The organism is Arcicella sp. GW821-FHT09D11, from assembly GCF_059416265.1.
The window spans coordinates 142,341-161,158 of the sequence record NZ_JBWKOV010000008.1; the positions used below are offsets into that span (position 1 = coordinate 142,341).

General features: G+C 34.6%; 21 protein-coding genes. 8 read left to right on the plus strand and 13 right to left on the minus strand.

Annotation, left to right across the window (positions count from 1 at the left end; translation table 11 throughout):
* Nucleotides 1-2: 2 nt before the first annotated feature.
* The 9 genes from AC07N0_RS19380 to AC07N0_RS19420 form a co-directional block, all read right to left on the minus strand.
* Nucleotides 3-257, minus strand: a complete 255-nt coding sequence (locus AC07N0_RS19380) for a hypothetical protein (RefSeq protein ID WP_494590584.1) — start codon at nucleotides 255-257, stop codon at nucleotides 3-5.
* Complete coding sequence (locus AC07N0_RS19385) at nucleotides 232-543, minus strand: hypothetical protein (RefSeq protein ID WP_494590585.1); 312 nt, start codon at nucleotides 541-543, stop codon at nucleotides 232-234. Before AC07N0_RS19385 ends, AC07N0_RS19380 begins: the two co-directional genes overlap by 26 nt.
* A complete protein-coding gene (locus tag AC07N0_RS19390) occupies nucleotides 540-830 on the minus strand; it encodes a hypothetical protein (protein WP_494590586.1) in 291 nt (96 codons plus the stop codon). Before AC07N0_RS19390 ends, AC07N0_RS19385 begins: the two co-directional genes overlap by 4 nt.
* Nucleotides 791-1,630 carry an HNH endonuclease signature motif containing protein gene (locus AC07N0_RS19395; protein WP_494590587.1) on the minus strand — a complete coding sequence of 280 codons (840 nt, stop codon included), beginning with the start codon at nucleotides 1,628-1,630 and terminating at the stop codon, nucleotides 791-793. Before AC07N0_RS19395 ends, AC07N0_RS19390 begins: the two co-directional genes overlap by 40 nt.
* Before the next feature lie 101 nt (nucleotides 1,631-1,731).
* On the minus strand, nucleotides 1,732-2,133 hold the full coding sequence (locus tag AC07N0_RS19400; protein WP_494590588.1) for a single-stranded DNA-binding protein: 402 nt from the start codon (nucleotides 2,131-2,133) through the stop codon (nucleotides 1,732-1,734).
* 12 nt (nucleotides 2,134-2,145) lie between these two features.
* Nucleotides 2,146-5,133, minus strand: a complete 2,988-nt coding sequence (locus AC07N0_RS19405) for a hypothetical protein (protein WP_494590589.1) — start codon at nucleotides 5,131-5,133, stop codon at nucleotides 2,146-2,148.
* Nucleotides 5,134-5,154: 21 nt separating this feature from the next.
* Entirely contained in the window at nucleotides 5,155-5,361 is a 207-nt protein-coding gene (locus AC07N0_RS19410) for a hypothetical protein (RefSeq protein ID WP_494590590.1), read from the minus strand.
* A gap of 414 nt (nucleotides 5,362-5,775) precedes the next feature.
* Nucleotides 5,776-6,267, minus strand: a complete 492-nt coding sequence (locus AC07N0_RS19415; RefSeq protein ID WP_494590591.1) for a hypothetical protein — start codon at nucleotides 6,265-6,267, stop codon at nucleotides 5,776-5,778.
* 28 nt (nucleotides 6,268-6,295) lie between these two features.
* Nucleotides 6,296-6,574, minus strand: coding sequence for a hypothetical protein (locus tag AC07N0_RS19420; RefSeq protein WP_494590592.1), 279 nt, complete (start codon nucleotides 6,572-6,574; stop codon nucleotides 6,296-6,298).
* Nucleotides 6,575-6,716: 142 nt separating this feature from the next.
* Between AC07N0_RS19420 and AC07N0_RS19425 the strand changes: the two genes are divergently transcribed.
* The 5 genes from AC07N0_RS19425 (at nucleotide 6,717) to AC07N0_RS19445 (ending at nucleotide 10,119) form a co-directional block, all read left to right on the plus strand.
* Nucleotides 6,717-7,103 carry a helix-turn-helix domain-containing protein gene (locus AC07N0_RS19425; RefSeq protein ID WP_494590593.1) on the plus strand — a complete coding sequence of 129 codons (387 nt, stop codon included), beginning with the start codon at nucleotides 6,717-6,719 and terminating at the stop codon, nucleotides 7,101-7,103.
* Nucleotides 7,104-7,182: 79 nt separating this feature from the next.
* The gene (locus AC07N0_RS19430; RefSeq protein ID WP_494590594.1) at nucleotides 7,183-7,737 is read left to right on the plus strand and encodes a DUF4468 domain-containing protein; all 555 of its coding nucleotides are present in this window, start codon (nucleotides 7,183-7,185) and stop codon (nucleotides 7,735-7,737) included.
* Nucleotides 7,738-7,796: 59 nt separating this feature from the next.
* Nucleotides 7,797-8,219, plus strand: a complete 423-nt coding sequence (locus AC07N0_RS19435) for a hypothetical protein (RefSeq protein WP_494590595.1) — start codon at nucleotides 7,797-7,799, stop codon at nucleotides 8,217-8,219.
* A 28-nt stretch (nucleotides 8,220-8,247) separates the two neighbouring features.
* Entirely contained in the window at nucleotides 8,248-9,144 is an 897-nt protein-coding gene (locus AC07N0_RS19440) for a DUF5780 domain-containing protein (protein ID WP_494590596.1), read from the plus strand.
* Nucleotides 9,145-9,264: 120 nt separating this feature from the next.
* A complete protein-coding gene (locus AC07N0_RS19445) occupies nucleotides 9,265-10,119 on the plus strand; it encodes a hypothetical protein (RefSeq protein WP_494590597.1) in 855 nt (284 codons plus the stop codon).
* A 227-nt stretch (nucleotides 10,120-10,346) separates the two neighbouring features.
* Here AC07N0_RS19445 and AC07N0_RS19450 read toward each other — a convergent pair whose 3' ends face one another.
* Complete coding sequence (locus AC07N0_RS19450) at nucleotides 10,347-10,616, minus strand: hypothetical protein (RefSeq protein ID WP_494590598.1); 270 nt, start codon at nucleotides 10,614-10,616, stop codon at nucleotides 10,347-10,349.
* 366 nt (nucleotides 10,617-10,982) lie between these two features.
* Between AC07N0_RS19450 and AC07N0_RS19455 the strand changes: the two genes are divergently transcribed.
* Nucleotides 10,983-12,299 (plus strand): hypothetical protein, encoded by a 1,317-nt coding sequence (locus AC07N0_RS19455; protein WP_494590599.1) that lies wholly within the window; start codon nucleotides 10,983-10,985, stop codon nucleotides 12,297-12,299.
* 320 nt (nucleotides 12,300-12,619) lie between these two features.
* On the plus strand, nucleotides 12,620-12,775 hold the full coding sequence (locus AC07N0_RS19460) for a hypothetical protein (RefSeq protein WP_494590600.1): 156 nt from the start codon (nucleotides 12,620-12,622) through the stop codon (nucleotides 12,773-12,775).
* An 83-nt stretch (nucleotides 12,776-12,858) separates the two neighbouring features.
* Here the strand turns inward: AC07N0_RS19460 and metH are convergent, their stop codons facing one another.
* Entirely contained in the window at nucleotides 12,859-16,680 is a 3,822-nt protein-coding gene (gene metH / locus AC07N0_RS19465) for a methionine synthase (protein WP_494590601.1), read from the minus strand.
* Between the two features lie 348 nt (nucleotides 16,681-17,028).
* Here metH and AC07N0_RS19470 point away from each other — a divergent pair, with 348 nt between their 5' ends.
* The gene (locus AC07N0_RS19470; RefSeq protein ID WP_309919803.1) at nucleotides 17,029-17,487 is read left to right on the plus strand and encodes an Lrp/AsnC family transcriptional regulator; all 459 of its coding nucleotides are present in this window, start codon (nucleotides 17,029-17,031) and stop codon (nucleotides 17,485-17,487) included.
* Nucleotides 17,488-17,647: 160 nt separating this feature from the next.
* On the opposite strand, the gene AC07N0_RS19475 is transcribed toward AC07N0_RS19470, so the two are convergent.
* Nucleotides 17,648-18,076, minus strand: coding sequence for a hypothetical protein (locus tag AC07N0_RS19475; RefSeq protein ID WP_494590602.1), 429 nt, complete (start codon nucleotides 18,074-18,076; stop codon nucleotides 17,648-17,650).
* Between the two features lie 40 nt (nucleotides 18,077-18,116).
* Nucleotides 18,117-18,758 carry an alpha/beta hydrolase gene (locus tag AC07N0_RS19480; protein ID WP_494590603.1) on the minus strand — a complete coding sequence of 214 codons (642 nt, stop codon included), beginning with the start codon at nucleotides 18,756-18,758 and terminating at the stop codon, nucleotides 18,117-18,119.
* Between the last annotated feature and the right edge of the window lie 60 nt (nucleotides 18,759-18,818).

An 18,818-nucleotide genomic window follows, 5' to 3' on the forward strand; every position in this document is an offset into this window, starting at 1 on the left:
TTTTATTCAACTAGATATGATTTATAAGGTTCTTCCAAGCTAAAATGTAGTAGGCTTCTAGCTTCGATAAGCTCCTCAAATACGCTGAAACTTATATACTTACTTTTATCTTTCCCTACTTCCCATAAATCGACAAAATGTTCTTTTCGGGTTTCTATGTAATCAATCCCAACCATCATAAACTTTCGTTGCCCTGTAGTATCTTGCCACCAAGTATTACGCTTAAACTGTTCAACTGTCGGTTTTGGCTTTGCCATCTCTGTGCTTTTTAGAATTTTGATGTCCTGCCCATTTTTGTGGAGTATTGAACTCACGGCCACAGCATACTTTAGATTTGAACGTGTATTTTTCGGTATGCTCCTTTTTGATAGGCGTATAAACAGGCTCTGACTGATGTTGCCCTAATTCAATTTTAATCGCTCTTACAATGGCTTCTGCTTGTGTGAGCATTAACAGGAGCAACGACTTTCGGGGCAATTTTGGGTCTGAAAGTTGGCTGAAGTATTTCTGAAATACTTCTAGCCGTGTGGTTATATCATTCATTTTTTACTTTTCCATAAACGTAAATCATCGTTTACCTTCAATAATTCTATTAACATTCTTCCCTGCTCAACTTGTGCTATACCTGCACTAACCACCAATTTTGCCCCTTCAGTAAGTGCTTTCAAAATTATCTTGTACTCTTCATTTTGTGGATCTTGCTGAACTTTAATCATGTACTCCATTACCATTTGGGCAGGAGTACTGAAGTTGATCATTCCTTCAGGAAGTACATAGTCGCCAACTAAGGTTAAGGCGTTTTCATTTGTTGTTTCGAGTTCGTTTTGCATATTCTATTTGCTTGATATATTGTACGTTGAAGATTAATTAATTCTTTGTTTTCTAATACAGATTCCTTTAGCTCAGGATTTTTTATTGTGAGTAGTCTTGCTATATATCCATCACTCAGTGTAATACTTCCACTATTCCTCAACCTATTTTCCTTCCTGGTTATTAGCTCAAGATTTTCGATGCTGCTATTCATTGTATCTCCATCTTTCACAGCAACCAACATTCCTTTTTCTATCGTGCCATGATGTTGCTCCCAAACTATGATTTTCTTAGGTATCCATTTACCGAGTGAAATACGAACAAATTCATGGAATTTGCCATCTCTGTCTTTCCTGATAGATATTTCGCCATCTGCACGTTTTGCATTGTGCGGTATGTTTCCTTTTTTAAAATGTCCCTTTTCAGATCCTGCAAACTTTAGCCCTTTAATGCCCGCATTCCAAGGTTTTTGTCCAGGCTTATAAGCACTTTTACCACTATGATATCGCATAAATTCTTGCGACTTTTTTAGCTGAAGGATAAAAGCTTTTGCCTGTATAGATTTCTCAGAAATATTCAAAGCTTTAGCAATTTCAGTATTCTTCGAATTGGCATAGGTGGCAATCAAATAAGCTAACATTTCATCATTCCAAACCCTTCGTCGTTCCCTTTTTAAACCTAATGCTCTGGCTAAGTCTGCGAGTTTTTTATTACAGACACCTATATTTTTCGCAATCTTTTTAATACTTAGCTTTTCAAAATGCTTTAATAATTCAGCTTTCAAATACTCATCTGAATGTTGGGTGAATCGTCCTTTCATAATTTAAACCCTTTAGCATATACGTTTCTCAATATTAACTACTCCCTTTTTAAATAGCAGACGAGAAGGAATTTGTTATAAAACCTACACTTAGTACTATATTAAAAAGGTAAATCTTGGTCGTCTGCTGGTAATGGCGTTGCATCGGTATTACTGCTTGCTACTGCATTATTAGTTTGTGCTTCTGCACTTTTCTCGGTAGCTGACAATAACTGAATAGTTGGATTTTGGATACTTAGCTTAATTGATTGCTTACCATTATAATTGTCGATAGCCATATTTAACCGACCTTGAATAAAGACTTTTGTACCCTTTTTTAGAAATTTATCTACACCTGAAGGGGTTTTCCAGATGGTATACCAGTTAGTCATTTCTACCTTAGTGCCATCTGTCTTTTTGTAGCTTTTATCAACAGCGACGGTAAAATATGCTTCCTGACTACCGTTAGTGCCAGCTAGGGCTAAATCTCGCCCGACATTTCCAATTATTTGAATTTGTTCCATACTTATTGTTGTTTAAAATGGTAAATCTTTTGTTTTAGGTATTACTGTTTCATCTTCAGGAATAATATTTTGAGCTATATCTTTTGCTCTGATATAAATCATTTCGCATGATTTTTTCTCTGACATATCCTGTTCAAATTTTCCACTCCGATATTCGTATTTGTATGCTTTTCGGCTGATACGTCCATCCTTTGTCGTATGCAGATCCTTTGGATTCAACTGATAGCCGTTATACAAGCACCAATAATTCAATTTGTCGATAAAACCATTACTGGTTAATTTGTTGTCTCCTAAATCTACCTGATACGATTTATAAGCAAAACCACGCTGAACATCTGCATTTAAGCGACTTTCCTCTGTTCCAAAGAAACCATCTGCCCAAGCATGGAACGAAGGCCCCATCTTCGCTCTGTATGTATTCTCCATAACGCTTTTCATTGGTGGATCTACCTTGCCAACCTTTAGCCAAGTCTGTACACAATAGGCCATCGTGTTAAGCCAACTATTATTTTCCTCTTTGGTAAATTCTTTGAATAAGTTTTTACCAAATTCTTTCTTAGGATCACGCTCTTCTCTGTATTCATTGTTCGGATTTTTATGGTAATAATCCGAAAAGGTTGTAAACCACATCCTACGCTGGGTTGCTGAATCCGTTTGACGTGGTGGAAAATTGGATGTAATACAAAGCTTTGGAGTATTGTCAAAGCTGATAATGTTTGCATCCAAACCCTTTTTCATTGCCTCCATACTTCCCGTTACGATACTAAAAAATCGTGAAAAGTCTAAGTACTCGTGAGCATCATCGACATAGATTAAATCTACGTGTTCATTGACAGCTCCAAACAAAAATTGATTGGTCGTTACATCGCTTTTCCTACCTTCAATATAATGATGCTTCATCAAATGCTGTAATGAGCCATAATAAGCGATAGACTTACCAGTACCCCCATAGCTTTGCCCCACGATTTGAACATAATCCATTGCCCAAATACAGTATGATTGGGCAGGTTCTTTGTATCGATGCAAAAGGTATCCTAAACTCGTTATCTTATTAATCAGATGGATTTTTTGTTCTCTGATTTGCTCATCATCCAAAAGCGGGCCATCTATGGAAAATTGATATTTCCTTCTATATTCTTCTTGGAAAGCTAACGATTCACCATCTAATCTTTCCTCCAGTTCTACACGCCAGTGAACACGGCTTGTATTGATTAGATAGCGAAGGAAAACACATTCATTATTGAGAATTTCAATATCCAAATCACCATTTTTATCATGGAAAATTCGAAATGGGGCATCTGTTTTCTTGATATCATGTTTGATAATCTCGTCAGCCCAGACATACTTTCCAGATTTTTTTGGACTATATTCTTCAATAGCTTCAGCCGTTATTCTCCAATGTTTGTTCGTGAAAAATAGCCATTGAGATACTTTATCATGTGCTGTAAAATCAATCGCAATATCTTCGACAGATTCCAAAGAACTATCTGACACATCGGGCGAACGGTGGAAAGTATTGATTAAGCGACGTTCAAAAGAACGCTCACGCAAAAAGTTCTTTAGGAACTTTCTAGCTTTCTCACCATCACTTTCTTCTACAACGTTTTCTGTTACTCGCACCATCATAGGTTCTTTTCTATTAATGATAGGAATACGCCCAAAGCCATGTTTAGTCAGGAAGTGATAAATCAACTCTGGGTCAGGTTTGTACTCTTTTACAACCATACCGTTCTCCATGATTGGATCACCTTTACGGTTGAATTTATCCTTTGTTTCCCAAAATTTCAATGGGTAACTTCTGGATAATAAACCCTTAAAGTCTGAATGATGATAGAAATTAAAATAGTCTTTTAAGTCCTTGCAAGCTTTGCCATTCTTATCGTCACGATAGCGTTTTAGCGTATCAGGCAAATCAATAATATGGAGGTCTAAGAACTCTAAAGCCAGCTTCATAGCTTCGTCTTTGCCTGTGGTGTCCAAATCGCCCACATAATACACTACGTGTGCCATTCCCTTTAATTTAGCAAAAGGAACATCGTGTTTTTTAATAGTTTCAGAATTAAACCACACAACATTATAACCGAGTGCTGCCAAATTCAACGCATCACTACCGCCAGTACAGATAATAATTTCAGGAAGCTTTACAAATCCGTTTTTATTAGATTCTTTGGCGCTATCGTTGTCTTCGTCGTAATCATCGTTTTTTGTTGATTTCTTAGAACTTTCCAACAAAGCTTCATACGCCCAGGTACACTGCATTAAACCAAAAGTGTACTGCTGTGTTTTTACACCAAAAGATAGAAATCTATACTCTGACTTTGGCTCGCAAGGCTTATAAATCTTTTGCCAATAGTCTTCATCAAACATAAAGATTGGATAGCTTGGCGTAGCGGTAAAAGAGTGAATTACCTTCTTGTTCTTGTCGTCTTTATCCCTCCCCAAAAACTCGTAATACAACAAATTTTTAAAGTTATATTTTGTAAACAAAGCCTTGGCATTATAAAGCCCTAAATCATCCCCCGATAGATTTTCTTTCAATTTATCAGCCTTTTTGTTACACAAGTACCGCCAGACATTAGCCGAAAAAATGCGTTGACATTCTTGTACTGTGAAGTCTTTTTCCTCCCAGGTGTAATAGTCATCACTTTCTTCTTTGGCATTTCTTTTCTGATAATCGGCTGCTATTTTAGGTACTTTTTTGCCTTCAATTTCAATATTAAAAACACTCGCCAGAAACTTGATGGTATCTGCAAAATCAAGCCCTTCTTGCATCATGGCAATATCTATCGGGCTTAATAATTCACCCGTCTGAAAGCTTTTTACTCGCCAAATACCATTATAGTGATACAATACACAAGAAGGATTTGGGTCTTCATGCTCCGATACTATTCTAAATTTGTGGTTTCGTTTCTCTATACCTTGGGCAGCCTCTGGAAAATACTTGAGTATAATATCAAGCCCACCTCGGGTACAGTTGTAAATAATCTGGGGAGTAATCATAGTAATGCTTAAATCTTTAAATCATTCCTGCTTTCTAGCAGAGGCAAAGGCATTCAATTGGGTAATTTTATCCTGGTATTTTTTGATATTATCAACCGCAAAGCTTTGAAAATAGTGGGTTTGTTGTTTGAAGACTTCCCACCGTTTTACCTCACGTTGATAATACAAGATGGTGTCTTGAATATCTTGCTGAGTAAGTTTTTCAAAGGGTTGATTATCACGTATCATCCTAACATTTGATAAAAAATAGCCCTACGCTAATCATTCCGATACTACAAACAAATAGCGTTACGATAAGGTAAATAAAGCCGATCTGAAAGTTTTCCGTTTTGGTATTAAACCACCGTTCAAAGCGTTGGTATAAATATGAATTTTCTAGTCGTTCCATGATTGTTTTTTTATAAGTCTAACAATTATTAAGAGGTAGAATAGTGGGTAAAAAATCTACCCACCATTACATCAATACGCCTAAGTAGTTTGCGAGTAGGTAGGCCGCCAAACCATCCTACCCAAGGTATGCTTTCGGAATCTCTAAAAGCATATCCTATAATACTGTTCTGTTTTTCAATCTTTATGTGATACTTTAAAGGCAAGCCAAATACCAAAAAGTAATAGCCCTAGCGAAAAGAGTAGTTTCATAGCTTAGTCAATCTCGTTGCCATCAATAAACAATGTATAAGCCGTATCTACATCACCATCAAACATTGCATACGTGTTGAAACTTGTTCTTCTGAAATTCAAATAATCAAAACTTCTTTCTTCCTTCATCGCAATTTCCTCTGCCTGAAGACAGATGTTCATCATAACGCCCTTGGAGATAATAGGAAGCTCTTCCAACGTTAACGTTTTAGCAAAGTATAAAGGATTGATGCCCAATTTCCCTGCAAACTCTACAAAGCGACCCCATATACCACCTTGTTGATATAAGGGAGAAATAGTTAGGTAATTGATAGTTTGGTCTAACCATTTCTCTCTTGAGCAAAGGATACCAAGTTTATAGCCGATGGCTCTACGCAAACGCCCGATTTTTGTAGAAACAATTAAAGGGTGAACAACTCTTGATAGAGGTTGTGATGATGCCATTGGATTGATTCTAATCTTAATTAATACTTGAGGCTGTGTGATTGCTGACATGTTCTTGTTGTTTATTGGTTGATTGATTTTAAACTATTTCTAATATTTTACCCTTATCTGTAATTGTTTTATCCATCTCCAAAATCTTATATAAGTTTCGCATCTCAGATGGCTCTGGAGTGCTTTTTAGGTTTTTAATGTTCTGGAGACGATTATACTTATTAATCAATGCCATTCCCCTGATATTCTGACAGAACTTATCTACATATATAGAAATCCATGTCTCAGGCAGACGGGAAGCGATTTCCAGAAATTCAAGTTTTAGTTCTTTACTACCGCTCAGTAAGTTTTGCCTATTCTTTGTCATAAAATTTTCGCTTGAGCTTGATAATTTTTATACATTTACAAGTAATAATTACTTGTAATATTTACTTGTACAAATGTAACTACAATAGTTTAAAATAAACAACTATTATAGTTTATTTTTTCAAACTTTACCGTATTTTAAAATGAATCTAAATTATCACTTTGGTAACACCCTAAATAAATATTTAAGAAATAAAGGAATAACCGACAGTTGGTTAGCCAATAAAATTGGCATTTCAAATCAAGCTGTTAGAAACTATTTCAAAGCAGAGAATCCAAGAAAAGAGACTATTGATAGAATTTTAGGTGCCCTTGAAATTACAATTGATGAATTATATAGATTTTCAAACCAAGAAGTACAAGAGTCTAATCCAGATTATAAAACTAAAGTGCTCTATAAGACTAAAGACCAATTAGACTTTGAAAAAGCTAAACGGGAGTGGGAAATAAAAGAAAATGAATACTTAAAAAAAATAAACGAGTTACAAGAAGAAAAAATTAAAATATTGAGTGAAGCCAATAGGGCTTAGCCCGAAACTCATTAGCCGCCTAAGACATACTATATTAAACTTGATAAATATTTACCTAAGTAATTAAATTAATAATTCTATGAAAAAACTATTACAAATAGTCACTATTCTATTGTTTTCATTTCAATATTCTTACTCTCAATTAGAGAAATTCCCAATTGATAATACTACACATAAGGTTACTTATGAAGGTGTCTTTAGTGTAGATGAAATAGGTAAAGATGAACTATTTGATAGAGCAATGGGCTGGGCAACAAAAACATTTGTTTCGACCAAAGCAGTAGTTGATTATAGTGATAAAGCCAGTGGTAGAATAGTATTAAAGCCAATTATTACTTATAAGTATAAGACTAAAATAAAGAATTACGATGTAGGTTATTGGAATCTCACATTTACTATTTTAATCAAAGATGGTAGATATAAATATATAGCGACTGATTTTGTTGAAGTCGGAGAATCTGGTTATAATTCTTTAGGATCTATAGAAATATCTGAAAATAATGTAGGAAGCCTATTTAGTCCACCAAATAAAAAAATGTATCTAGAAATGTTAGATGAATTGTCAAACACGATGGAAAACGCAATTCAAAACTTGAAAAAAGCAATGATGGTAAAATCTGATACGGATTTCTAGGAACATCTTAATAATATTTAAAATTTCAGTTAATACACATTTTAAAAATAAATAGGTCTATGAAAAAACTATTACAAATGGCGATTGCAGCTTTATCTTTAAGCTCTTGCACAGTCAATCATTATCATTACACCCTTCCAAATGAAGTAATAGTTACAACTTCAAAACCCCTGGAAAATCCATATAATTATGTCCCCTCTATCCTAAATGAAACTGGGAAGCCATTTAGTTATACTCCACCATCATCGACATCAAGCCAAAGCTCAACTAATGTAAGTTCGTACAGTACTACTCCATCAACTACAAGCAGTACTTCTACACCATCAACTAGTAGTAGTTATACCCCTTCAAGTACAAGTAGCTCTTATACGCCATCAAGTACAAGAACTTCATCTTCAGATAGAACTATCTATACTGGGCCACGTGGTGGGCGATACTATATTAATTCAAATGGAAATAAGACTTATGTGAAAAAGAAATAACACCTATTAAATATTAAAATCACTCTTTATGAAATACTTAATCATCATTTGTTTAATTCTATCATTTAGTGAAGTAAAATCTCAAACAAAGACAGATAGCCTGCAAGCACAGAAAAAGGCGTTGTTAAGCCAATTAGGTAATATAGATCAAGCGATAAAAGAAGATGAAATAAATAAAATATTAAAATCAAATCTATCTTTTAAGCAAGTAGAAATTATTGCAAAGTATAGTGTAGATGTTAGGGATACACCAGTGCTATTAAATGATAATATTGTCTGGAAAATTAATGAAGGTGATACCATTAAAGTAGTAGGTTTCAAAAATGATTTCTTATCTGTGAAACATAAAGATAAAGTTGGATATAGCTATTTTATCAACTTTGAAAGTTTTGATGAGATAAAGGGTCAAATAGATACTTTAAGGCTAATAGAGAATGCAGAAAAAGAAAAAGAGGAGATAAAAAAGCAGAAAATAAATGTACTAACTGAAGAATTAGAAGCCCTTGAATCTGAAAAGAAAGATCTAGAAGAAAAGTTACGTTGGTATGAACTACTTCAAAAATTCAAAAAACTAGGAAGTCCCCTGATTCTTACTAATGCAAGTGTATCATTTAATTCAATTGGTAATCCAGAAGCAAATATATCTGTTGTCAATATTTCTAATAAAATTATAGATGCTTTTACCGTAGAAATTCTTTGTTATGACAATTTTAATAAGCCAGTCAATCATTATCTATATCACAAAAATGTTTTTAAAGGCATATCACAAGAAGAAATCAATTTAAATGAGTCATTAGATTGTTTATGGGATTTGTTTGGTCATGATAATACAACAAAAATACGAGTTATTTTAAAGAAGGTTCATTTCAAAAATAATTCAACTTGGACAGCAACAACTAACAATATTTTTTCTAAAAGTGGATAATAACTAGGAAGACTTACATTAAAAATCAACGAAATATTGAACGGAATTAAAGCATATAATGCCAACTATTTTTTGAAAAACATTAATATAAAATCACCCTTTTAACGCTTAAATAATACTATGCTTACAAACTATGGAGGTGAATATCCGTATAAAGTGACGGAATTATATGATGTAATTGGATTAGATTATTCAGAGTATAATGTATGGATAAAGGATAACCTATTAGATAGTTTTTTCCCTTATAAAGATTATAAAGAAATAATTGAACTGTCTGAGAATACCTCTGAAGAGGATACTCGAATTGAATATCTCCTTACAAAACGTACTGCTGAAGAGCTTGCATTACTTTCGAGAACTGCCAAAGGAAAGGTACTAAGAACATGGCTTTTAGACCTGAAAGATAAAGTAGAATCTAATGAGCTTCTTACAATGGAGCAGGCATATTTCTTGATAGAAATGGTCAATGTATTCAAATTTGTAGTACATCAAAAAGCTATTGAAGAATCAAATAAACAGCGATACATTGAAAATTATTTAGACAACTATGGAAGAGTGGATATTGGTTACATATGCAAGCAATTCCATATTTTTAGAAATCAAGTTTTAGATATTTCGCCTGAAACGGTAAATGAAAGACTTTCAAGGTTTTGTAATGATGAAAACATGACTATTTCACCAGACAATAAGACAAAGAGAGAGATTATAGCCATTATTGATAAATATGCTTTAATAGGTAATGCAGCCTTTGACTTTATGCTATCCATTGATAAACCTGTAGAAGTTTCAAAAAATATTGGCGAGAAGGTAAAAGGATTCGCTATTAGAATGAAACCAGAGATAAGAGAAAGGAATGTTCCTGATTTATATAATGAAGAAGAGGAACGCTTAAATCCTGTAATTATGAGAGAAGTAAATCCTTTTGTTGATAATAATAAATTAAAGGACAGTATTAGAAAAAGACTAGAAGAGTAGATGCATCACCAAAAGCTTCATTTTTAATGAAGTGAGTATCAATAATAATCAGCGAAACAGTCATTATTTCAACAAAATTTCAACCTCTTTTTGTAATTGTTTGAAAATCTGAAAGTTAACGTTTTCGAAATACCTCGGCTCTGGGTACATTAGCGGAATATATAGATTCAAGTCTATTATTCCGCTATTTTTTTGTCTAAAATTAGCCTTTAAACCTCTTAAAACCACTATTGTCGGTTTTCTCTATTGGTTCGACAAGTATTATTTTCGATAGTAAACGATTCAGGGAAAATTGTCGTTAATAATTTCTTTTTATTCTCTATTCCCACTCTTTTATAATAAAAGTCAATATTTTTTAATAAGCTTATACCGTAATTCAAATATTTTTTATAATCGGTTTCAACTAGCTTATTTTCTTCGATTTGCATTGATAATTCATCATATTCAGCTTTAAATTTAGGTTTAAACCTCATATATGCTTCTAAATTTTTCTTCAAGTTTATATAATTTTTCAGATGTCTGCTTTAGCTTAAGTTCTAGTTGTACTTAGTGCAATTCCGTTTTTGCCCTGTCTTTACTCTCAACTTTTGTAACATAGTATCGTTATACTGACGCAAAAGTCAATAAATACCACATAAAAATACCTATAAAAATCCTCTAAACAGTGCTTTATATCCGATTTTAAAAAGGGTTATTTTTCCTCTTACACAGTCCTCTTTCTTGTCTCAAATTTGTGTTATCAATAGCTTTTGAAAAGTGGAGTTCAGCTACCACTTTAAAAAACGAGCTTACTTACGGAGGCATTTACGGTAAGGGTGAAATCTGAAAAACCTTAAGAGTAGGAGTATTTAAAAACTAATTTTATGGCTAGTACAGACTTAATGACGTATTTAAACTACATGGCTACTTGGGATTCAGAGAGCGATGGAAATATTGATAATATTATCACAGAGCAAAATCTTTTCTTGCAAGTAGGTGATTATGATTCAGACCATGTTGTTAATAATGAGTTTGATACTCTTTATGATTTGGCTTGTGATGTTAGAGATCGGACAATAGCTGCCGATGCTACTCAAATGGCTGCCGATATCGCTGCAGTAGCCTCCATTTGGTCTTTTGGTTTAGGGATGGCTGCGTTTGCGGCGCTAGAAGCAGCAGCTACTATAGAGAGAGCCGTTATTTCTAGCAAATCAAAAGAGTTAAATGATAAGCTAACAACTGTTGATAAAGATATTTCAGGAAATATCAATGATAATATAAAACGCTATGTAGAGAAATATAAGTTAAATAACAATTTAATTGCTTCCAAAGCTCCAGTGGGGTTAGATACAAGAACTTGTCGAGCGTATCTACTGCAATTTACGGCTGAGGTTCAACGAAAATCCGGAAGATTAGATGCCACAACTTTTAGAAGATATGCAGAATCGGCAAGACTTCTTTTCAATTGTGATGAAATCAATGCAGTATATGATGCCCTTGATGAACTAAATATGAGTGCCAGAACTGATGCTGACGTTGAAAAATTCATGAATGTTCTTATTGGCTTTCAGCCACCTCAAGGTGTTGCACTTGCTAAAAGCATTTTAATGGGGGCATCTATACTAATCATGTTCCATAAGCTTAAAATAGCAGGTAAAACTATTGAAAATATAGCTAAAGAGAGAGGTGTCCCTGTTGAAGAAGTTAATACTAGTGCTTTCGAGGCTATGAATGCTTTTGGAAAGTTTGTAACTGTTGTGGCGGTTGTGATGTCAGTGGTAGATATAGTATTTAACATTCTTGATATTGTAGATGTGGTTAGCCAATGTAATAAAATGTGTGATGAGCTACGAGGGCCAATCAAACAAAGTTATTTAGATTATTTTAATGGAATAAAAGAAGCTTCAAAACAATATAAGGCTGCCATAACTCCCGTTAGCTGGGTGAAAAAACCAAATGTTGCAGAATTTGAAGGGGCACCATGGAACAACCATATTATATCTACTTATTCAACAACTGTAGAGGCAGCCAAAAAATACGCAGAAGAGCATTCAAATATCACTTTTTTCTTCTATTGTAGAGAGCACATGACTTTCGAACCTGAACCACATCGTACTTTTGATGCAGGAACGGCTGTATTCTTTAGTGGTAAGCCATGGTACGGTACTGCTCCCCAATGTGATGCCTATGAAAAAGGCTAGTTTATAAAAAATAGTAACTGTATAAATTTAACCCGTCAGTTTTTTAACTTGACGGGTTTTCTTTTGTGGTTGGTCTCTCAACTAGCACTGATTATCTCCTCTTTATCACTAAAATCCGTTTAACCTTCCATAATATCTAAAATTTAACATCTGACTGTATGATTAAGTAATTTTATAGGTGATTTAAGTGAAAGAATTAGTTAACCTTTAACCTATTTATGAACTTGTTAGGAGAACAGCCACGGAGCTAAAAAATCCATTAAACCAATAATCTCAAATTCACATATTTTAACAGTTCTTACATAAAAAAGCAAAGGAATATGTCATTAATGAACCCTGCTGAAAAAGTAGATTTAGCTTATAAAGTTGTAAAAGAGTATTACGATGGAAAAAAGTCTAATTATAAAACTATTAAGTCTGGTCATGGTAGTAATGCTATGAAAGGTTTATTGAATAGATTAAGAAAAGGTTTATAACAAAAAAATCCTCTCTCAACAAAATGTTAAGAGAGGATTTATTGTTTTATTATCGAATATCAAGATAAAATCTCGATTTACTGTTAATCATAATTCAACACTGGTGCTAACCATCTTTCGGTATCTTCCAAACTCATGTTTTTACGGTTTGCATAATCTACCACTTGGTCTTTCGCTATTTTGCCTAAACCAAAATATTTACTGCTTGGATGCGAGAAATACCATCCACTTACTGAACTAGCAGGATACATCGCAAAACTTTCTGTCAGGATAATTCCTAATTTTTCCTCTGCTTGTAATAAATCAAACAAGGCTGCTTTTTCGGTATGGTCTGGACAAGCTGGATATCCTGGTGCTGGACGAATACCATCATATTTCTCCGAAATCAAGTCTTCGGTACTTAAGTTTCCTTCGTTTGAATATCCCCAGAATTCTTTACGAGTGCGTTCGTGCATCAATTCAGCAAATGCCTCCGCCAAACGGTCAGCAAGGGCTTTTACCATGATAGAGTTATAATCGTCATGGTCGCGGTCATACTTTTCAATCAATGGCTCGATACCAATACCCGCAGTTACGGCAAAAGCACCGATATAATCTTGCTCACCTGTTTCTACGGGTGCAATAAAGTCACTTAAACAAAGATTAGGTAAATGTGATGCCTTTTGTCCTTGTTGACGAAGATTATGCAAAATCGTTGGCGTTTCGTCATTTTTTACCACTCGATATTCTTTGTGCGTATGCATTCCATGCTTTTCACAAGGAATTTCGCGGATTACTTCTTCAAAATCTGACAAAATAATATCATCTTCATTTGAATTAGCTGGATAAAAACCAACAACGGCACGGGCTGTTAATAATTTATTATCGATAATCTCTTTCAATAATTCCTGCGCATCGTTGAATAATTTACGTGCCTCCGCTCCTACTATTTCATTATCAAAAATCTTAGGGTATTTTCCTGATAACTGCCATGTTGAGAAGAAAGGAGTCCAGTCTATGTATTTAGCGATTTCAGCTAAATCATAATTATCAAAATAACGATTACCCAAAAATGTTGGTTTCTTAGCTTTGAAATTCGTCCAATCAATTTTGTCTTTATTTAACCTAGCTTTTTCAATCGGCACATAGTTTTTGTCTTTCTGGCGACTAGCATGGTCAATTCTCATCTGCGCATACTGTCCTTTGATTTCATCAAAAATCTCTTGATTGGTCTGCTCACTCTGCATTAATCTACCTGCTACAGGTACACTTTTAGAGGCATCTAACACGTGAATCACTGGTCCAGCATAATGGGGGTCAATCTTAACTGCGGTATGGATTCTTGAAGTAGTGGCACCACCAATTAACAAAGGCATTTTAAAGCCTTGACGCTCCATCTCTTTGGCAACCCCTACCATTTCGTCCAATGAAGGCGTAATCAAACCCGAAAGTCCGATGATGTCAACATTATGTTTTCTTGCTTCATCCAAAATTTTGGCAGTTGGTACCATTACCCCCAAATCGATGATTTCGTAATTATTACAACCCAATACTACCCCTACAATATTTTTACCGATGTCGTGTACATCTCCTTTTACAGTAGCTAAGAGTATTTTTCCTGCTGAAGAACTTTCGCCATCTTGCTTTTCTGCTTCAATAAACGGCAATAAGTAGGCTACGGCTTTTTTCATTACACGAGCAGACTTTACAACCTGTGGCAAGAACATTTTTCCTTCTCCAAACAAATCACCTACTACATTCATGCCGTCCATCAATGGCCCTTCAATTACATGCAATGGCTTCTCTACTGACTGGCGAGCTTCTTCTACATCTATGTCAATAAATTCTGTAAGTCCTTTAATTAAGGCATGTTCTAAGCGTTTTGATACTGGCAAATCTCTCCAAGCATTATCTATTACTTGTTCTTTCCCTTTTGATTTTACCGTTTCTGCAAAGGTTACCAAGCGTTCAGTAGCATCATCTCTGCGGTTCAACAATACGTCTTCACAAAGCTCCAGCATATCTTTTGGAATGTCGTCATAAACACCCAACTGACCTGCATTTACGATACCCATATCCATACCAGCTTTGATAGCATAATACAAAAAGACAGTGTGCATGGCCTCACGAACAGGCTCATTCCCACGGAATGAGAAAGAGATATTAGATACACCGCCCGACACTTTAGCGAAGGGAAGGTTTTCTTTTATCCAACGGGTAGCATTAATAAAGTCGACAGCATAATTATTATGTTCTTCCAGACCAGTTGCGACTGTCAGGATATTTGGGTCAAAAATGATGTCTTCTGGAGGAAAACCAACTTCGTTCACCAAAATATCATAAGCTCTTTTACAAATTTCAATACGTCTTTCATAAGAATCTGCCTGACCCTCTTCATCAAAAGCCATTACTACTGCCGAAGCACCATAACGTTTTACTTTCTCAGCCGATTCTTTGAACTTCGTTTCACCTTCTTTCAGTGAAATAGAGTTTACGATAGATTTCCCTTGTACGCATTTCAAACCCGCTTCGATTACTTCCCATTTAGAGGAGTCAATCATAATCGGTAATTTAGCAATGTCTGGTTCGGCCATTAATAAATTCAAGAATGTTTTCATGGCTTCTACCCCATCAATCATTCCTTCATCCAGGTTTACGTCGATTACCTGTGCCCCACCATCTACTTGTTCACGTGCTACCGCAATGGCATCATCATATTTTCCTTCCCGAACCAAACGAGCAAATTTCTTTGAACCTGTTACATTACAACGTTCGCCAATATTTACGAACATGGTATCTTCCTTGATAATCAAAGGCTCTAAACCAGAAATAATCTGATGATTGTGTACTTCTGGTAATTGACGTGGGGGATATTTGGCAGCTACTTCTGCAATGGCTTTTATATGCGCAGGCGTTGTTCCACAACATCCACCGATGATATTCATAAAGCCATGTTGAAGGAAATCTTCAACGATGACTGCCATTTCCTCTGGCGACTGGTCGTATTCACCCATTTCATTGGGTAAACCAGCGTTAGGGTGGGCAGACACCATAAACGGTGCTTTATCAGCCAAAATCTGTACATAAGGACGCATTAAGTCGGCACCTAAAGCACAGTTTAACCCCACTGAAAGTAAATCAATATGTGAAACCGAAGCCAAGAAAGCCTCAGTAGTTTGTCCAGATAACGTTCGTCCCGAAGCATCCGTAATTGTTCCAGAAACCATTACAGGAATTTTAGTATCTGGATTAGCCAGTACTGCTTTAGGATTATTTTGTTTGGGAATAGATGTGCTTTTTAAAGGACGAATCGTTCCGTTCTTTTTATCATTTTGATATAAATCTATCGCATATAAAGCCGCCTTAGCATTCAGTGTATCGAAGATAGTTTCTACTAATAACACATCCGCACCACCATCTACTAAGCCTTGAATTTGTTCGTAATAGGCTTCTACTAATTCATCAAAGGTAACTGCTCTATAACCCGGGTCGTTTACATCAGGTGAAAGCGAAAGTGTACGGTTTGTTGGACCAATAGAACCTGCTACAAAACGAGGTTTACTAGGATTCTTGGCTGTATATAAATCTGCTACTTCACGCGCAATTTTAGCCGATTCATAGTTTAATTCATAGACATACTCTTCCATGTGGTAATCAGCCATCGCGATAGAAGTACCTGAAAAGGTATTTGTTTCGGCAATGTCAGCACCTGCTTCAAAATACTTAGCGTGAATTTCTTTGATTACTTCTGGTTTTGTAATAGAAAGCATATCGTTGTTTCCCTTTACTTCATGCGGGAAATTGCGAAACTTTTCACCACGGTAATCAGCATCAGTTAATTTATATTCTTGAATCAACGACCCCATAGCACCATCAAGCACTAGGATTCTGTTTTTCAAGATTTCTCTTATATTAGGATTGTTCATATCTTTTATGAGCTATAAGCCAGAAGCTTTGAGCTTTATTTACTTATTTATCTTTCCGTGGCACAATATTATAGACTTACATTTAGATGAATATTCGGGTAAAAACACTGAATAAATCCATGATTTCGTTTATAATAAAATACAAAAATACTTGTGTTCATCCAAATAACATAAATTAGGCACAAAGTTATCCCAAAAAGATAATTCATTTGCTTTATTAAATAAAATTGGATACAATTTCTACTTTAAAACAAAAAAATGGACAATATTTATTAAATTCAAACCTTTATTTAATAAATAGTAGATAAATTATCTTAGTGAATAGATAAATTACAAAAACACATCAATATGAAACTAGACTCAACTGATAGAGAAATCTTAAAGCATTTGCAAGAAGATGCTCATCTGACAACCAAAGAATTATCAGGCAGGCTGAATCTATCGCCTACTCCCGTTTATGAACGTGTAAGAAGACTTGAAAAAGAAGGCGTAATAAAAGGCTATGTTGCCTTAGTAAATCGCGAGAAAATCGAGAAAGATTTAATGGTTTTTTGTAGCATTCGTCTAAAGGAACATGCTCAGGAAGCAGGGGCAAAATTTGTCAAAGAAATTGTTCAGCTTGATGAAGTACAGGAATGTTATAATATTTCTGGAGATTACGATTTTATGTTAAAAATCATCGTGCACGATATGCGTGAATACCAAGGATTTTTGATGAACAAATTAGCGTCTTTAGAAAACATCGGCAGTACTCATAGCATTTTTGTCATGTCTGAAATTAAGGCTGAGACTAAGTTGAAGGTTTAGATTTGTTATTATGTTTTACCGATTAATTAACTTTTTACAGATTAGTCAACTTTTTAAAAGTTGACTAATCTAAATTCACTCCTTCTGAGAATATTTTATACAGCATGAGCAGACGCTCTTTTCCTGTTAAGTCGTAAGTGAACTAACGGCTAGAAAGAGATTAAAATATCCAACTAATCATTCTCCCTAATCCTATCAAAAGTGCCACGATTAAAATAATCAAAAAGGTTATAAATAAATAGGGTATCAGTTTGTCAGCTAAAGTGGTTTTATATTCTATTTCGGGTTTTAATGGCTGTTTCTCATCTATTAGCTGAATATATTTGAGGTATGCATCGGCATCTTCACTAATCCAATCTCCGTAATAATCGAGAGGTATTACTTTATCCTTTTTGTCTTCTATAATTTTATTGCTCTCAAGAGAAGCCTTTAGCAATTCCAAAGCAAATAATTCTAAGCCCTCTTTATTTGCTTTTATAAAACTTTCATCGAAATCTCCGCGGTATCGGAAAATCCCCCAAATAGCTTGTTTCTTCAATTCAGTTTCCTCAAACTTATTAATTATATTTTGTAGTTCTTCTTCATTCATTTCATTATCATTTTAACATAGAATTTACTAATAATGAAGCTTACTCAAGTAAATGTCTTATTACTTTCGTCAGTTCTTCCGCTTTATTTAAAGTCATTAAATGCCCTCCTCCACTTACTTTTATATCACTTTTCACAAAGTAAAAAGGCAAAATTTTATCCGCTGTTCCATGAATATGTACTAAGTTTTTATGAATAGTTTCGTTTCTCCAATTAACAACTCTATCAATTGCCCAAACTAAAAAGTTTGAGTCTGTATCCACCATAATACTTGCTAACATATCTTTATCTGCTGTACTCTCTGTGCCAAAAAGCCAGTTACTGAACAGATTTGGTGTTTTCAGCACTGCTGAAGGAATAAGTTTATGAAGTTTTAACAGTCCTACAAGGCGATAATAGAAAGGAATTTCTTGGTATGTTTTAGCAGAAGCAATGATTATTATTTTTTCTACATCAATCAACTTTGCCACCTCTGTAGCCATCATTCCTCCAAACGAAAGTCCTATCAAAATTGGACTATTGTTTTTAATTTGTGCTGTTAGCCGAAGTGCATAATGCTCTATGGCTTCATTTCTGTCAGGTGCGATCCAATGCACAAAAGTAATTTCAAAACCCGAAAAGTCTAGCTTTTTAAAAACCCTTTCATCTGCTCCAAGTCCGCTAAAAATATAAATACTTTTCATTGAATTAAGTGATTAGTTTTAGCGATAAATCATTTCAAGCTAGCTACTGTCTTAAATAAA

What these genes read in the sequence shown, in the direction of transcription:
- AC07N0_RS19380 (WP_494590584.1), bottom strand. Translation starts at nt 257, where the DNA reads ATGGCAAAGCCAAAACCGACAGTTGAACAGTTTAAGCGTAATACTTGG.
- AC07N0_RS19385 (WP_494590585.1), bottom strand. Translation starts at nt 543, where the DNA reads ATGAATGATATAACCACACGGCTAGAAGTATTTCAGAAATACTTCAGC.
- AC07N0_RS19390 (WP_494590586.1), bottom strand. Translation starts at nt 830, where the DNA reads ATGCAAAACGAACTCGAAACAACAAATGAAAACGCCTTAACCTTAGTT.
- AC07N0_RS19395 (WP_494590587.1), bottom strand. Translation starts at nt 1,630, where the DNA reads ATGAAAGGACGATTCACCCAACATTCAGATGAGTATTTGAAAGCTGAA.
- AC07N0_RS19400 (WP_494590588.1), bottom strand. Translation starts at nt 2,133, where the DNA reads ATGGAACAAATTCAAATAATTGGAAATGTCGGGCGAGATTTAGCCCTA.
- AC07N0_RS19405 (WP_494590589.1), bottom strand. Translation starts at nt 5,133, where the DNA reads ATGATTACTCCCCAGATTATTTACAACTGTACCCGAGGTGGGCTTGAT.
- AC07N0_RS19410 (WP_494590590.1), bottom strand. Translation starts at nt 5,361, where the DNA reads ATGATACGTGATAATCAACCCTTTGAAAAACTTACTCAGCAAGATATT.
- AC07N0_RS19415 (WP_494590591.1), bottom strand. Translation starts at nt 6,267, where the DNA reads ATGTCAGCAATCACACAGCCTCAAGTATTAATTAAGATTAGAATCAAT.
- AC07N0_RS19420 (WP_494590592.1), bottom strand. Translation starts at nt 6,574, where the DNA reads ATGACAAAGAATAGGCAAAACTTACTGAGCGGTAGTAAAGAACTAAAA.
- AC07N0_RS19425 (WP_494590593.1), top strand. Translation starts at nt 6,717, where the DNA reads ATGAATCTAAATTATCACTTTGGTAACACCCTAAATAAATATTTAAGA.
- AC07N0_RS19430 (WP_494590594.1), top strand. Translation starts at nt 7,183, where the DNA reads ATGAAAAAACTATTACAAATAGTCACTATTCTATTGTTTTCATTTCAA.
- AC07N0_RS19435 (WP_494590595.1), top strand. Translation starts at nt 7,797, where the DNA reads ATGAAAAAACTATTACAAATGGCGATTGCAGCTTTATCTTTAAGCTCT.
- AC07N0_RS19440 (WP_494590596.1), top strand. Translation starts at nt 8,248, where the DNA reads ATGAAATACTTAATCATCATTTGTTTAATTCTATCATTTAGTGAAGTA.
- AC07N0_RS19445 (WP_494590597.1), top strand. Translation starts at nt 9,265, where the DNA reads ATGCTTACAAACTATGGAGGTGAATATCCGTATAAAGTGACGGAATTA.
- AC07N0_RS19455 (WP_494590599.1), top strand. Translation starts at nt 10,983, where the DNA reads ATGGCTAGTACAGACTTAATGACGTATTTAAACTACATGGCTACTTGG.
- AC07N0_RS19460 (WP_494590600.1), top strand. Translation starts at nt 12,620, where the DNA reads ATGTCATTAATGAACCCTGCTGAAAAAGTAGATTTAGCTTATAAAGTT.
- metH (WP_494590601.1), bottom strand. Translation starts at nt 16,680, where the DNA reads ATGAACAATCCTAATATAAGAGAAATCTTGAAAAACAGAATCCTAGTG.
- AC07N0_RS19470 (WP_309919803.1), top strand. Translation starts at nt 17,029, where the DNA reads ATGAAACTAGACTCAACTGATAGAGAAATCTTAAAGCATTTGCAAGAA.
- AC07N0_RS19475 (WP_494590602.1), bottom strand. Translation starts at nt 18,076, where the DNA reads ATGAATGAAGAAGAACTACAAAATATAATTAATAAGTTTGAGGAAACT.
- AC07N0_RS19480 (WP_494590603.1), bottom strand. Translation starts at nt 18,758, where the DNA reads ATGAAAAGTATTTATATTTTTAGCGGACTTGGAGCAGATGAAAGGGTT.